Origin of the sequence: Streptantibioticus ferralitis (genome assembly GCF_029223525.1) — a bacterium.
Lineage (GTDB): Bacteria > Actinomycetota > Actinomycetes > Streptomycetales > Streptomycetaceae > Streptantibioticus_A > Streptantibioticus_A ferralitis.
Genome location: NZ_JARHTQ010000007.1, coordinates 319,370 through 333,909, shown reverse-complemented (window position 1 = coordinate 333,909; position 14,540 = coordinate 319,370). Strand labels below are relative to the sequence as shown.

Genomic DNA, 14,540 nt, shown 5'->3' with positions numbered 1-14,540 from the left:
GGGGTACCGCCATCGAAGAAATCCACGGTACCGGTAGGAGTACCCGCCCCAGGACTCACAGCAGCAACCGTCGCCGTCAGCGTCTTCGCCTCACCGAACACCGAAGGATCAGGCGCCGACACCAGACTCGTGGTCGTACCCGCCTTGTTCACCGTCTGGTTGTCCACCGCCGACGTCGAACCGTTGAAGCCGCTGTCGCCGTTGTACGTCGCAGTCAACGCATGTGAACCCACAGCGAAGTTGGAGACCGTGACCGTGGCGACGCCGCTGCCGTTGAGCGTGGCGCTGCCGATCGGGGTACCGCCATCGAAGAAATCCACGGTACCGGTAGGAGTACCCGCCCCAGGACTCACAGCAGCAACCGTCGCCGTCAGCGTCTTCGCCTCACCGAACACCGAAGGATCAGGCGCCGACACCAGACTCGTGGTCGTACCCGCCTTGTTCACCGTCTGACTGTCGACCGCCGACGTCGAACCGTTGAAGTCGCCATCGCCGTTGTAGGTGGCGGTGAGGGCGTGCGGACCGACAGCCAGGGTGGAGATCGAGAGGGTGGCAACACCACTGCCGTTGAGAGTGCCGCTGCCGATCGGGGTACCGCCATCGAAGAAAGTGACGGTGCCCGTCGGGGTACCCGCACCGGGGCTCACAGGGGTGACGGTCGCGGTGAGGGTCTTGGCCTGCCCGAAAACGGAAGGGTCGGGCGCCGAAGTCAGACCGGTAGTGGTGTCCGCCTTGTTCACCGTCTGGTTGTCGACCGCCGACGTCGAACCGTTGAAGCCGCTGTCGCCGTTGTACGTCGCAGTCAACGCATGTGAACCCACAGCGAAGTTGGAGACCGTGATCGTGCCGACGCCGCTGCCGTTGAGGGTGGCACTGCCGATGGGGGTACCGCCATCGAAGAAATCCACGGTACCGGTAGGAGTACCCGCCCCAGGACTCACAGCAGCAACCGTCGCCGTCAGCGTCTTCGCCTCACCGAACACCGAAGGATCAGGCGCCGACACCAGACTCGTGGTCGTACCCGCCTTGTTCACCGTCTGACTGTCCACCGCCGACGTCGAACCGTTGAAGTCCCCGTCACCGTTGTAGGTGGCGGTCAGGGCGTGCGCACCGACAGCCAGGGTGGAGATCGAGAGGGTGGCAACACCACTGCCGTTGAGCGTGCCACTGCCGATCGGAGTACCGCCATCGAAGAAAGTGACGGTGCCCGTCGGGGTACCCGCACCGGGGCTCACAGGGGTGACGGTCGCGGTGAGAGTCTTGGCCTGCCCGAAAACGGAAGGATCAGGCACCGACACCAGGCTCGTGGTCGTATCCGCCTTGTTCACCGTCTGGTTGTCGACCGGCGAGGTGGAGCTGTTGAAGTCGCCGTCACCGTTGTAGGTGGCGGTGAGGGCGTGCGCACCGACAGCCAATGAGCTGATGGTGAACGTGGCGACGCCGCCGGAAAGGGGCGCGGTACCCAGCAACGTCAGCCCATCGAAGAAGCTGACGGTCCCGGTCGGCGTGCCGTCGCCTGGCAGGGTGGCGGTCACCGTGGCGGTGAGAGTCTTCGATTCACCGAAGACGGAGGGATCAGGCGTCGACGTCAGACCGGTGGTCGTATCCGCCTTGTTCACCGTCTGGTTGTCGACCGCCGAAGTGGATGGGGCGAAGTTGGTGTCGCCGCCATAGCCGGCAGTCATGGCGTGGGTCCCCACCGCCAGGGTGGAGGTCGTGATCGTGCCGACGCCGCTGCCGTTGAGGGTGGCACTGCCGATGGGGGTGCCGCCGTCGAAGAACGTGACCGTCCCCGTTGGTGTACCGACCGACGAGGTCACCGTGGCGGTGAGGGTCTTGGTCTGACCGAAGACCGAAGGTTCGGGAGTGGAGACCAGCACGGTCGTGGTCGGGAAGGGCACCGTTTCGGTGATGGTCACAGACGCGTCGCTGTTGTCGGTGACGTACAGTGCTGAGCCGTTCGGCGTGACCGCCACGTCGAACGGACCCGGGCCCACGGGGATGGCGAACGTCACCGTGTTGCTGCTGGTGTTGATCACGCTGACCGTGTTGTCCCCGCTGTTGGCCACGTAGGCGTGGGTCCCGCCGGGGTCGAGGGCCACGCCCTCGGGGTTCGTGCCCACGGCGACCGTGGCGCTGACGGTGTTGGTGGCCGTGTCGATGACGGAGACCGTACCGTCTCCGCTGTTGACCACGTAGGCATGCGTCCCGCCGGGGTTGACCGCCACGCCGAAGGGGGCGGTACCCACGGTCACCGTCGTGCTGACGGTGTTGGTGACCGTGTCGATGACGCTGACCGTACCGTCTCCGGCATTGGTGACGTAGGCATGGGTGCCGTTGGGGGCGATCGCCACGTTGGAGGGGTTCAGCCCCACGGGGACCACCGCGATCCCGACGCCGAGGGGGACGCTGACGACGCTGACCGTGCCGTCGGACATGTTGGTCACGTAGGCCCTGAGGCCGTCGGGGGTGACCGCGAGCCCGAGAGGCGTGGTGCCTACAGCGAATGTTCCGATGACGGTGTTGGTGACGGTGGCGATGACACTGACGGTGTTGTCGCTGGAGTTGGTGACGTAGGCCTCGGCCCCGGCGACAGGGTCGATCGCCACCCAGAACGGGGTGTTGCCCACCGGGATGGTGGCGACAACGCTGGTGGTGGCGGTGTCGATGACGCTGACGGTGTGGTCACTCTCATTGGTGACGTAGGCGCGCGCTCCGTTAGGTGTGATGGCCACGCCGGTCGGTGAAGTGCCTACCGGCACGGTCGGATCCGACAAAGGCGTGAGGATGACGGACCGAAGCCCGTTCCGCGGCATTCCGAGCAGTTGACGCCATTTTGACTGAACGGCCTTGGCCATGATGCAGTCCCCTGTGATCTAGGTATGCCTGATCTGGATGGGCTGCTCAGGAGGTCCGCCATGCCGTGCCGGTCATGCTTGGAGGCAACGCGTAGCGGTGTTGGTCAGCGTGCTGAGGCGGGCCCATCTTGTGTGCTGCCGACCGGTGCTGAGCGCAGTCGGCGCTCATCGGTTACCGAGGGGGATGGGCAACCCGCCGGATTCGATAAGACCATTAACGCACTGGCGGTGTATGGAGGGTAGCCCACCCATCAAGCACCACCCCGACGGCCCAGTTGTACGACCATGTGACTGTGGTCGGTTCGAGATGAGTTGGAGGTCCGGCAACCGACGTCGGTCGGCGCGCACCAGGCGGCACCGGTCGGCGCCGCAGGCCGATCGCCGGTTGAGCCGACCTCACCAGCACGCGCGCGTTGAACTCCGTCTCATGACCGCCGACGAGCGGGGGTCTGAACGTAGTCGTCGCGGCCCATTCGTACGCTACGAGCCGACTGGGCCATTGGAGTGATGTTTGACGAGGCGCACTGTTCCCCGCTGCTCAGCGGTGGATTACTAGTGTTATTGAATCCGGCGGGTTGCCCATCCCCCTCGGTAACCGATAAGCGCCGACTGCGCCCAGCACCGGTCGGCAGCAGACAAGATGGGCCCGCCTCAGCACGCTGACCAACACCGCTACGCGTTGCCTCCGAGCATGACCGGCACGGCATGGCGGACCTCCTGAGCAGCCCATCCAGATCAGGCATACCTAGATCACAGGGGACCGCATCATGGCCAAGGCCGCTCAGTCAAAATGGCGTCAACTGCTCGGAATGCAGGGGAGCGTGGTCCGCAAGGGAGGCATTGCAGCCTTCCTGGACCCGACGGTCACCGTCGGTACCTCGCCCGCCGGAGTGGCGATCACCCCTGACGGCACCCGTGCCTACGTCGCCAACGAAAGCGACAACACCGTCAGTGTCATCGCCACCGCCACCAACACCGTCACCGCGACCGTCACCGTAGGCACCACACCGTTCGGGGTGGCGGTCACGCCAGATGGGCTGCACGTCTACGTCACCAACGCCGGCGACGGCACGGTCAGCGTCATTTCCACCGCCACCAACACCGTCACCGGGACCGTCACGGTGGGCACCACGCCTCTCGGGGTCGCGATCACCCCCGACGGCACCCGTGCCTACGTCGCCAACGCGGGCAGCGGCAATGTCAGCGTGATCAATACGGCAACCAACCTGGTCATCACTGCCGTCACCGTGGGCAGCGCCCCGCTGGGGGTGGCGGTCACGCCAGACGGGCTGCACGTCTACGTCACCAACGACGCCGACGGCACGGTCAGCGTGATCAACACCCTGACCAACACTGTCAGCGCCACGGCTGTGGTCGGCTCCCTCCCTGTCGGCGTGGCGATCACCCCCGACGGCACCCGTGCCTACGTCACCAACGAAGGCGACAACACCGTCAGTGTCATCGCCACCGCCACCAACACCGTCAGCGGCATTATCACGGTCGGCGGCGCACCGTCAGGGGTCGTCATCGCCCCTGACGGAAGCCACGCCTACGTGGCGAACAACAGCGACAACACGGTGAGTGTCATCGCCACCGGAACCAACACCGTCACCTTCGCCATCCCGTCCGGTCCGGGGCCGTTCTGGGTGGCGGTCACCCCCGATGGGACGACCCTCTACATCACCAACAACAGTGACGCCTCCGTCACCGTCACGGCGGCAGTGCTCTTCCCCACCTCCACCACACTGGTGTCGACCCCGGACCCCTCGGTGTTCGGCCAGGCCAAGTCCCTCACCGCCACAGTGAGTTCCGGGTCCGGTACCCCGACCGGCACGGTCACCTTCTTCGACGGGGCCACCCCGATCGGCAGCGCCCCCCTCAACGGCAGCGGCGTCGCCACACTGACGAGCTCCACGTTGGCGGTGGGAGCGCACGCCCTGACTGCCAGCTACAGCGGAGACGTCAACTTCGCCGGATCCGCCTCCGCGGTGGACAACCAGAGCGTCAACAAGGCCAACACCGTTACCAGTCTGATCTCTTCGCCGAACCCGTCGATGAACGGGCAGACGGTGACGCTGACCGCGACGGTCACCGCCGTCCCTCCCGGCGTGGGTGTCCCGACCGGCACCGTCACCTTCCTCGACGGGGCCACCCCGATCGGCAGCGCCCCCCTCAACGGCAGCGGCGTCGCCACGTTGTCGACCTCGTCCCTCAGCGTGGGCACCCACACGCTCAACGCCAACTACAGCGGCAGCGGAAACTTCAACACGTCGTCGGGCAACGCCACCCAAGTGGTCAACACTGCCTCGGCGGCCACCCATCTGACCGCCACCCCGGCCGTGATCCAGTTCCTCCTCACCGGCCAGTTCATCATCCCGGTAGTGAGCGCCACCCTCACCAACCAGGCCACCAGCGCCGGCATCCCCGGCCAGGTGATCACCTTCACCGTGCCGACCCTGGTCGGCACGGTGAACCTGGGCTCCGCGACAACCGGGCCCACCGGCACGGCCACTCTCACCAACATCGCCGTACCACCGACCGTCATCCTCGCAAGTGAGTACGTCGCCACATTCGCCGGAAGTCCGGGCCTGCTGCCTTCCACGGCAACCGCGTCCCTGACCTTCGCCTGATCCCTCGTGGGGTCTTGCTCCCAACACCCGCCGGACCGCGGGATCCACCCGCGGTCCGGCGTCGCTCGTTCGCCGGGGTGAGGGCAAGCACCAGATGGTCCCGGGATGGCGGTACTCGATCGTGGCCGCGCTGGAGACCGGCCGAACGTCGTGGACAGCCGTGGGTCGCCAAGTCCTGGGGTAACACCTCTGTACCTACTAGTATGTACACTCGTGGTTGGGCAAGCGACGCCTCGGCGGTGAAGGCGTGGATGCCTCAAGCCTGTGCAGGCGCTGCCTGCGTCACAGCTCTAACGGCCAGACCTGCCGCCAATCCAAGAGATCCCGAAGAGGGGACACGCTGATGCCGCTTGTTCGTATCGACGCGCTGAGGGCCGACCGCGAACGGCTTGAGGCGCTCGGTAGCGCAGTGCACGACGCCCTGGTCGAGACGATTGGCTTCCCGCCCGACGACCGGTTCCAGATCCTGGCGAGCCACGATGGCATCAGTGGCACGCTGCGCTATGACAACTACCTCGGTGTGCACCGCGACGACGGCATCGTCTACGTGTCGATCACCATGCGCTCCGGACGCGCGCCGGAGCAGAAACAAGCGCTGTACCGGCGGATCGCGCAGCTCGCCCACGAATACGCAGGAACCGAGCCACGCAATGTGTTCGTCGTGCTGACGGAGAACGAGTCAATCGACTGGTCGTTGGGTGAGGGTGTGGCCCAGTACGCCGTCTCGCCGGATGCGTGCGCCTTGTCGTCTGCGACGCCCTACCCGGACCCGCATTCAGCTGATCCGAACGAAACCGCCTAGGTCAACTCGTGGCGGTGCCGGTGCCCACGCGTATGTCCCCTCGTACCACGACGCGTATGACGGTGAGCGCTCCGACGCAGGACATGCCGGATGTGGGTGCGGACTGGCTGGGCGACCTGTCGGGATACGGGCCCATCCGTGCACGGCCTGAACCTCGGCGGCGGCTCGCGGCGGCCGCCATCGGTCGGCGAGTCATGCGCGGTCCAGTGGGTCTGTGGGAAGGGATACCAAGCCGAGGCGTGCGAGTTCCTCCAACGGCTCGGTGATGCTGCAGGTGCCGTATGCGGTGAAGGAGGCACGGGCAAGAGATGCCTGACGGGGCGTCATTCGGCTGGTGTTCGCGGCCAGTTCGGCGCCGTCCCGCTGCTCCAGCACGGCGGTCACCTCCGTCGGGCCGGCACCGGAGAGGACCGAGGCGGTGGCGGCGAGGATGTTCAGGAAGCCATGGTGCTCGAAGCCGGTGACCGGATCGGTGTGGCGCACGGCTTGGTGCAGCCCGGCCGTGCACTTGAACGGCAACCCGCGGGCCACGCATCCACCGATGAAGGTAGCCACTTCGGCTGCGGAAGGGAACGCATCGGCGACCGTGCCGCCGGTCCGCAGCTTGGCCCGGCAGCCCGTACCGGCGAGCGCGTCGAGGGCTGCCTGCATCTCCGCGTCGCTGCTCCGCCGCACCTCTACCACCCCGCCCATGTCGCCCAAAGGGAGCCGGGCAAGCGCGGTAGCGGCGGCCCGAGCCGCCTCGGCCGGCGATCCGGTGGGGGCGGAGCCCAGCTCCACCCCGACCAGACGCAGCCCGCATCTACGGGCGGCGTCCAGGGACGGGGCCAGCTCCGGCGGTCCGCCGCGCACGACAAGCACCGCGTCCGGAGAGGCCGAAGCGTGCTCAAGTGCGTCGGCGACGACGGCGAGGTGGTTGGCGCCGACCAGGAACGGGCCGACCAACGGCGCGAACCAGGCGCCGCGGTAGCGGGTGTGGGCCGGCAGTGCATCCGCGGCCGCGGCGTTGCCGGGCGGAAACAGCGCCGCGTCGTCGCAGAGTCCGGCGAACATCGGCGGTATGGCGGCTATCGGTTCGAAGTCGGTGGGGCTCACTGGCTTGGTCTCCGTCCGTTCCAACTCAGGCACAACGGCCATCGTCAGTCGCGCGGCCGACTTCGGCAATATCCAGACGCCGTGACAGCCGGGCGGATGGCCGGGATCACCGACCCGGCTGGCGCGGAGTCGCGGCGCGCTGACCGGGCGGCGCCCCCGGCGGCGGGAGGCCGAACCGTTGTCACCTCAGGGCCCTGCTGGCTGAGCCGATCGCGATCGCCGATCGGCAGCGTCGGGTCCGGGTACCCGGACTCGGGGTTCACGGCGTCATGGTGGTGCCGCCGTCGACACGTAGGCAGGCCTACCGCGCCATCGGCGACCGCGACGCACTTTCAAGGTCGCCGATACGCATCAGCTGCCTAGGCGCAGGATGGGCACAGTCCGCGGTAGGTGACCTCGGCCTCGGACACGGTGAAGCCGAACCGCTCCTCCGCCGGGAGGTCGGCCAGCGGATTGCCTCTCGGGTGGACATCGCGGATGGTGCCGCAGTTGGAGCACACCAGGTGCTGGTGTGGGTGGTGTGCGTTGGGGTCGTAGCGCTTCGCGCGGCCGTCCGTGGAGACCTCTATGACCTCACCGAGGGAGACCAACTCGCCCAGGGTGTTGTAGACGGTCGCCCGGGAGATCTCGGGCAGCCGCCGTGCCGCGCGGGCGTGCACCTCGTCGGCCGTGAGATGCACGTGGTCGCCATTGAGGACCTCCGCAACGACACGCCGCTGGGAGGTCATCCGCCAGCCACGCCCTCGCAGTCGCTCCAGCAGGTCACTCATATCGGTTCACCTATTCAGGTTCGGTGGGATGTCCGAAGTTTACCTGTGGACTACGGGCTCCGATTGGATATGGGTTTGGCGTGCTTCTTGACTTGGATTCTGTCCATCGTAGGATCAGTTCCGGCGATAGCCAAGGGACGGGAAGACTCAAGTACGGCAGGAGACAGAGACGTGACGGGACCACCGCCGAGGAGCTGCGCGGTGCCGGCTTGGGGGTGAAGGCCGCCCGCGGCGTGCTGCTCGAGACCGTCCGGGACGGTCACTGCCTCGGCGTCGAGGAGATCGCCTCCGGGGTGCGCCAACGCGGTGGCCATACCTCTCTTCGAGTCGTGCCCTCCCCGCGCTCACCGCGACAGGACTCGTACGCCGCATCGAACCGGTCGGCAGCCCAGCCCGGTTCCAGGGCCGCGTCGATGACAACCACCACATCGCGTGCCAGTCGTGCGGTGTCGTCGCTGACGTCAACTGTGCAGTCAACGAGGCCCCTGCCTGACCGCGTCCAACGACTACGGCTTCGCGACCAAGGAGGCCAAGGTCATCAACTGGGGTCTGTGCCCCGAGTGTTCCACCGCCCGCAGTTCCTGAGCAGCGTGATCCGCCTGGTCCGGAAGGATTCCCATGTCTGAGAACCATGATGCAATCGTCGTAGACGCGCAGTCGGAGGGCGCGGGCGGCTGCCCCGTCGCGCACGGGCGCGCCCCACACCCGACTCAGGGCGGCGGAAACCGCCAGTGGTGGCCGGAGCGGCTCAACCTGAAGATCCTCGCCACGAACCCCGCCGTGGCCAACCCCCTCGGCGAGGAGTTCGACTACGCCGAGGCGTTCAAGACCCTCGACCTCGCGGTCGTGAAGCAGGACATCGCGGAGGCGCTGACGACCTCGCAGGACTGGTGGCCGGCCGACTTCGGCCACTACGGCCCGTTCATCATCCGGATGGCGTGGCACAGCGCGGGCACCTACCGGATCAGCGACGGTCGCGGCGGCGCCGGCGCCGGCCAGCAGCGCTTCGCGCCCCTGAACAGCTGGCCGGACAACGCGAACCTCGACAAGGCCCGCCGCCTACTGTGGCCGGTCAAGAAGAAGTACGGCCGGAGCCTCTCGTGGGCCGACCTCATGATCCTCGCCGGCAACGTCGCCCTGGAGTCGATGGGCTTCCAGACCTTCGGCTTCGGCGGCGGCCGTGCGGACGTCTGGGAGCCCGAGGAGGACGTCTACTGGGGCCCGGAGTCCACCTGGCTCGGCGACGAGCGCTACACCGGCGACCGGGAGCTGGAGAACCCCCTCGGCGCGGTCCAGATGGGTCTCATCTACGTCAACCCGGAGGGCCCGAACGGCAATCCGGACCCGCTCGCCGCGGCCCGGGACGTCCGTGAGACGTTCCGCCGGATGGCGATGAACGACGAGGAGACGGTCGCCCTGGTCGCGGGCGGCCACACCTTCGGCAAGACGCACGGCGCGGGCCCGGCGGACAACGTCGGCCCCGACCCCGAGGCCGCCTCGCTCGAGGAGCAGGGCCTCGGCTGGAGGAACTCCTTCGGCACCGGCAAGGGCGGCGACGCGATCACCAGCGGTCTCGAGGGTACGTGGACGAACACCCCGACGACGTGGGACAACAGCTTCTTCGAGATCCTGTTCGGCTACGAGTGGGAGCTGTTCAAGAGCCCGGCCGGTGCGCACCAGTGGCGGCCGAAGGAGGGCGCCGGGGCGGGTACCGTCCCCGACGCCCACGACCCGTCGAAGAGCCACGCCCCGACGATGCTGACGACCGACCTCGCGCTTCGGTTCGACCCGGTCTACGAGCAGATCTCGCGGCGCTTCCTGGAGAACCCCGAGGAGTTCGCGGACGCCTTCGCCCGGGCCTGGTTCAAGCTGACCCACCGTGACATGGGCCCGGTCGTGCGCTACCTCGGCCCGGAGGTCCCGAGTGAGACGCTGCTGTGGCAGGATCCCCTCCCCACGGTGACGCACGAGCTCATCGGCACCGACGACATCGCCTCCCTCAAGGGCCAGATCCTCGCCTCGGACCTTTCCGTGCCCCAGCTCGTGTCCACCGCGTGGGCCTCGGCCTCGTCCTTCCGGGGCAGCGACAAGCGGGGCGGCGCCAATGGTGCGCGCATCCGCCTTGAGCCGCAGCGCGGATGGGAGGTCAACGACCCCGACCAGCTGGCGACGGTGCTGCGCACCCTGGAGGGGATCCAGCAGTCCTTCAACGCCGCCCAGACCGGCGGCAAGCAGATCTCGCTCGCCGACCTGATCGTGCTCGCCGGTGCTGCGGCCGTCGAGCGGGCCGCCAAGGACGCCGGCTTCGACGTCGAGGTCCCCTTCACGCCGGGCCGCGTGGACGCGTCGCAGGAGCAGACCGACGTTGAGTCGTTCGCCGCGCTCGAGCCGACCGCCGACGGGTTCCGCAACTACCTCGGGAAGGGCAACCGGCTGCCGGGCGAGTATCTGCTGCTCGACCGCGCGAACCTGCTGACCCTGAGCGCCCCCGAGCTGACGGTCCTCGTCGGTGGCCTCCGCGTCCTGGGCGCGAACCACCAGCAGTCGCCGCTCGGCGTGTTCACCGAAACCCCGGGGTCGCTGACCAACGACTTCTTCGTCAACCTGCTCGACCTGGGTACGACGTGGAAGGCGACGTCCGAGGACGCGAACACCTTCGAGGGCCGCGACGCCGCCACGGGCGAGGTCAAGTGGACCGGCAGCCGTGCCGACCTCGTCTTCGGGTCCAACTCCGAGCTACGCGCGCTCGCGGAGGTCTACGCGAGCGATGACGCGAAGGAGAAGTTCGTGAAGGACTTCGTCGCGGCGTGGGACAAGGTGATGAACCTCGACCGGTTCGACCTCGTCTGATCATGACGTCCAGGTCGGCCCACGCCGGCCGGCCTGGACGTCCTCGGTCCGAAGGGATTTCGACGTCGCCCGCCTCCACCGCGACGTCGAGAGGGTCATGGCCGAGCCAGCGGCGAGCCGGGGAGTGTGCCCACGGGTTGGCCGGCCTCCGGGCGGCACCGCGGGCCCACGATCTCGAGCCGCGCCCGACGTCGCCCCCGACTGCCTCGGGCGAAGAGGTGGTCTGGCCGATGCACGCAATCAACGCCTCCATCATTGGGAAGCATGTTCCGCGTCCCGCCACCTCGCGAACGCACCCACGACGGCGGCAGCAACTGCCGTGCGATCTCCATGACCCGTCCGGGAGATCCAACCCCACTCGTTCTTCCCCATGACCGGGCCAACGCCCAACTCACCGCGTAGAACACGGCCCAAGTGGTGGCCGGCGGCGGCTTGGGGCTGAACTGTCCAAGGAGTGCCGCCTGTTCCTGCTTGAGGTGGAGGCGGGAGGCACGGGCCCTCCGCCAGAGCCACGTCCACGGGCGCCAGAGCGTCGCGCATGAGATGGACGGTGCGGAGTAGCGACATTGCCCCTGAGCTGCGATGGCTCTGGCGGACGTACCGCCAGAGCCATCGGCCATGGTCGTCGACAACCGCTGCGCCGGTCGCCGCTGTTCATTACGACCTCGTCAGCCGCCTCAGATCGACCTGACGCGCAGTACCGAGGTCACGATGGCTCTATCGCCAGCCGTCGTGGTCGTGCCGCCAGCCGCGGTCGTGACGCCAACCGTCGCGGTCGTGGCCCCAGCCGCGGTCGTGACGCCAACCGTCGCGGTCGTGCCCCCAGCCGCGGTCGTGATGCCAACCGTCGTCGCAGTGGCCGTGGCGGTAGTGGCAGCCGTGTTCGTGGCCGAGCTCAGCGGCGGAGGCGGGAAGTGCGCCCGCTCCGACGACGACGCCGGCCATGAGGGCGGCTGCGACGATGCGCTTTCTGTAGGACATGCCAGGGTTCCCTTCGCTGTGGGATGCGGCGAGAGGCTCGCCGATCGCGATGTGAATGTCGGCGATCGCCGACACAGGGAATAGTCCCGGCAAAACACCCAAAATGCCCGCACACTCTCCATGGATTACCAAACCGAAACAACATCCGTTTTTTGTTCCAACATCGTCAGGAGCGGGGTGTCGCCGTGGGCAGACTGACGGCTACTCGGCCGAGCTTCGCCGGCCCACGGTCGTCGCGGCCCCTGAGCCGCCGCCCACCACCAACGCAGAACCGGCCACGCGACAGTCCAACCGCCCGGCCTGGTGCAGCCCCGCAATCCCGCTATGCGGCCGCTTCGCGAACCCGGCGAACCGAGGATTTCACGCGGCACAGATCAGAACATGTGCGGTTGACCGTTGGAAGCACCGAGCCCGCCATCGACCGGAATGTGGGCGCCGTTGACGAAACGGGCGTCGGAGCTGGCCAGAAAGGCTATGACATCGGCGACTTCGGCCGGTTCGGCGGGGCGCTGCATCGGGATCCGCTGACGGAATGCGGCGATGAAGTCCTCGTTCTCGACAAAGGGCGCGACCGCCGGGGTGAGCGTGAGACTCGGGTGCACGGCATTGACACGCACGCCCTCATGGCCGTGGTCGAGTGCCATGGCGTTGGTCAGGTTGACCACTGCCCCCTTGGCGGCGTTGTAGGCGGCCAGGCCCCAGTCCGCACCGAGCCCGGACACCGAGCCGACGTTGACGATGCAGCCACCGACGCGACGCAGATGGGGAAGCGCGGCCCTCGAGGCGAAGAAGACACCGTCGACATCGACTGCTAAGACGTGTCGCCAAGTGGCAGTGTCGGTGTGCTCGACGGTTCCGGGCACACCGATGCCCGCGTTGTTGACCAGCACGTCCAGCCGACCGTATTCCTCGGCCACGCCCGCAATCAGTGCGGTGATCGAGGACTCGTCGGAGACGTCCGCGACTCGCGTGACGATGGTCGAACCGGTGGGTGCGCCAGCGGCGGCTTTCTTCAGTGTGTCCTCGGTCCGCCCGACGGCGATCACCGTCGCACCTTCGCGCCCGAAGCGATACGCGGTGGCGGCGCCGATCCCGGATCCGCCGCCGGTGACGATGACGACCTTGTCAGCGAATCGGTTCCCGTCCACAGCAACTCCTCATTCGTATCGGCTGTATGCCACGACATGGCGTGGAACTACGTTGCCGCGCACCGCATTCTCTGCGGTTCCGATGCCACGGGGGAAGAGCGCGTCCGCCGTTGTCGTCCGCGCAGGCCGTCCAGCATCGACCTATACCTGGACTACCTGCAGAAACGCTGGGACGAAGGCGAGCACAAAGCCAAGCTGCTGCATCAGGAGCTGACCGGCAAGGGCTACCGCCACACTGGCTCGACCAGCTCGCCACATGCCAACTCCCGGCCCTGGCCGACCTGGTGAGACCGCCCCGTGAACAGCGGGCATCGGCCATCCAAGGGATCAGCACCTCGTTGAGCTCCGGCGTCAACGAGGGCCGCATCACGGTCGTGAAACTCCCACAACGGATCACGGCCGGTCACGCAGGCATCCGGCTCCTGCGTCAACGGGTCGTGCTGATCGCACATCTACTCCCGCCGCTATCGGACCGCTCACCCCTCCGAGGTGACCTCCGGTCACGAAATCCTGTCGGAGCCACGTTCGCGTGTACGCCGACGTGGTGCCCGAGGGCTGGGATGGCGGGCACCAGACCGGCAAACCGCGCCTGATCCCAGCACATTCATGTGCGACCCCACAGCAGCCGGCAGGTCGACGGGATCAGGTATGTGCCGTCCGTTGCGGCGTAGGCCTTGAGTCGGGCCGAGTAGCGGCGGCGCAGTTCGGCGACCGTCCCGGCGTCCAGCGATGAGACAGCAGACTGCCAAATGCCCGGTCCGGTGAGCATCGACCACAACGGTTCAAGTCCGTCGACCGGGGTTGACCAGCTGAACAGTTCGGTCCGCAGTTCTGTCACGCCGACCTGGGTGAGGGCTGTTTTGGGGAGCGCTTCTGCCGCCCTGGCGTCGAGCTTGTCGAGAGGAGGCAGCAGCGCGTCGTCGACCAGTCCACGGAGCGACTCGATGGACGCGGACGCCACCGTGTTCAACTCAAGCCGGTCCCATATGGCGATGCTGTAGGCGCAGCCAGGTCGTGCGATTCGGGCGAACTCGGCGGCGCTACGCGGGATGTCCTCGAGAGCAAGAAAGCCGAATCGGGACACGACGGCGTCAACGCTGTCCGGCGGCAGGTCCAGCTCCTCCATGTCCATGTTGGCGAACCGGACGTTCGCCCTGCCGGCGGCTCGGGCACGGGCGATCGCGAGCATGTCCTCCGAGGTGTCGACGCCGAGCAGTTCCACCTCCGGGTAACGCTCGACCACAGACAGGCTGGGCTCCCCAGGGCCGCAAGCGAGATCCACGACCTGGGCATGCGGAGTAAGAGCAGGCAGCCGGTCCACGATGGCTAGCGCCACCGGCCTGAATGAATCAGTGAGTGCGGCGAACGAGGCCGACGACTCGTGTCCGTAATCGATCGATCTATCG

10 protein-coding genes and 1 pseudogene are annotated in these 14,540 nt (G+C 67.4%); 5 read left to right on the top strand and 6 right to left on the bottom strand.

The window, feature by feature from the left end:
• A partial coding sequence (locus P2L57_RS14275) for an Ig-like domain repeat protein (RefSeq protein WP_275813742.1) occupies window positions 1-2,735 on the bottom strand: 2,735 nt, incomplete at its 3' end.
• Between the two features lie 890 nt (window positions 2,736-3,625).
• Between P2L57_RS14275 and P2L57_RS14270 the strand changes: the two genes are divergently transcribed.
• Both P2L57_RS14270 and P2L57_RS14265 read left to right on the top strand, forming a co-directional pair.
• Window positions 3,626-5,488, top strand: a complete 1,863-nt coding sequence (locus P2L57_RS14270) for an Ig-like domain repeat protein (RefSeq protein ID WP_275813739.1) — start codon at window positions 3,626-3,628, stop codon at window positions 5,486-5,488.
• Between the two features lie 343 nt (window positions 5,489-5,831).
• Window positions 5,832-6,290 carry a tautomerase family protein gene (locus P2L57_RS14265; RefSeq protein WP_275813736.1) on the top strand — a complete coding sequence of 153 codons (459 nt, stop codon included), beginning with the start codon at window positions 5,832-5,834 and terminating at the stop codon, window positions 6,288-6,290.
• A gap of 192 nt (window positions 6,291-6,482) precedes the next feature.
• On the opposite strand, the gene P2L57_RS14260 is transcribed toward P2L57_RS14265, so the two are convergent.
• Entirely contained in the window at window positions 6,483-7,385 is a 903-nt protein-coding gene (locus P2L57_RS14260) for a hypothetical protein (RefSeq protein ID WP_275813733.1), read from the bottom strand.
• A gap of 359 nt (window positions 7,386-7,744) precedes the next feature.
• Window positions 7,745-8,155, bottom strand: a complete 411-nt coding sequence (locus P2L57_RS14255; RefSeq protein WP_275813730.1) for a Fur family transcriptional regulator — start codon at window positions 8,153-8,155, stop codon at window positions 7,745-7,747.
• 215 nt (window positions 8,156-8,370) lie between these two features.
• Between P2L57_RS14255 and P2L57_RS14250 the strand changes: the two are divergent.
• Both P2L57_RS14250 and katG read left to right on the top strand, forming a co-directional pair.
• Window positions 8,371-8,740, top strand: a pseudogene (locus tag P2L57_RS14250) (Fur family transcriptional regulator).
• Window positions 8,741-8,773: 33 nt separating this feature from the next.
• Window positions 8,774-11,005: a catalase/peroxidase HPI gene (gene katG / locus P2L57_RS14245; RefSeq protein ID WP_275813727.1), complete on the top strand. Its 2,232-nt coding sequence runs from the start codon at window positions 8,774-8,776 to the stop codon at window positions 11,003-11,005.
• A gap of 717 nt (window positions 11,006-11,722) precedes the next feature.
• Here katG and P2L57_RS14240 read toward each other — a convergent pair.
• Window positions 11,723-11,986, bottom strand: coding sequence for a hypothetical protein (locus tag P2L57_RS14240; protein ID WP_275813724.1), 264 nt, complete (start codon window positions 11,984-11,986; stop codon window positions 11,723-11,725).
• A gap of 374 nt (window positions 11,987-12,360) precedes the next feature.
• Window positions 12,361-13,134: a meso-2,3-butanediol dehydrogenase gene (gene budC, locus P2L57_RS14235; protein ID WP_275813722.1), complete on the bottom strand. Its 774-nt coding sequence runs from the start codon at window positions 13,132-13,134 to the stop codon at window positions 12,361-12,363.
• 36 nt (window positions 13,135-13,170) lie between these two features.
• Here budC and P2L57_RS14230 point away from each other — a divergent pair, with 36 nt between their 5' ends.
• Complete coding sequence (locus P2L57_RS14230; protein WP_275813718.1) at window positions 13,171-13,422, top strand: hypothetical protein; 252 nt, start codon at window positions 13,171-13,173, stop codon at window positions 13,420-13,422.
• 316 nt (window positions 13,423-13,738) lie between these two features.
• Here the strand turns inward: P2L57_RS14230 and P2L57_RS14225 are convergent, their stop codons facing one another.
• Entirely contained in the window at window positions 13,739-14,470 is a 732-nt protein-coding gene (locus tag P2L57_RS14225; RefSeq protein WP_275813715.1) for a class I SAM-dependent methyltransferase, read from the bottom strand.
• Window positions 14,471-14,540 lie beyond the last annotated feature (70 nt).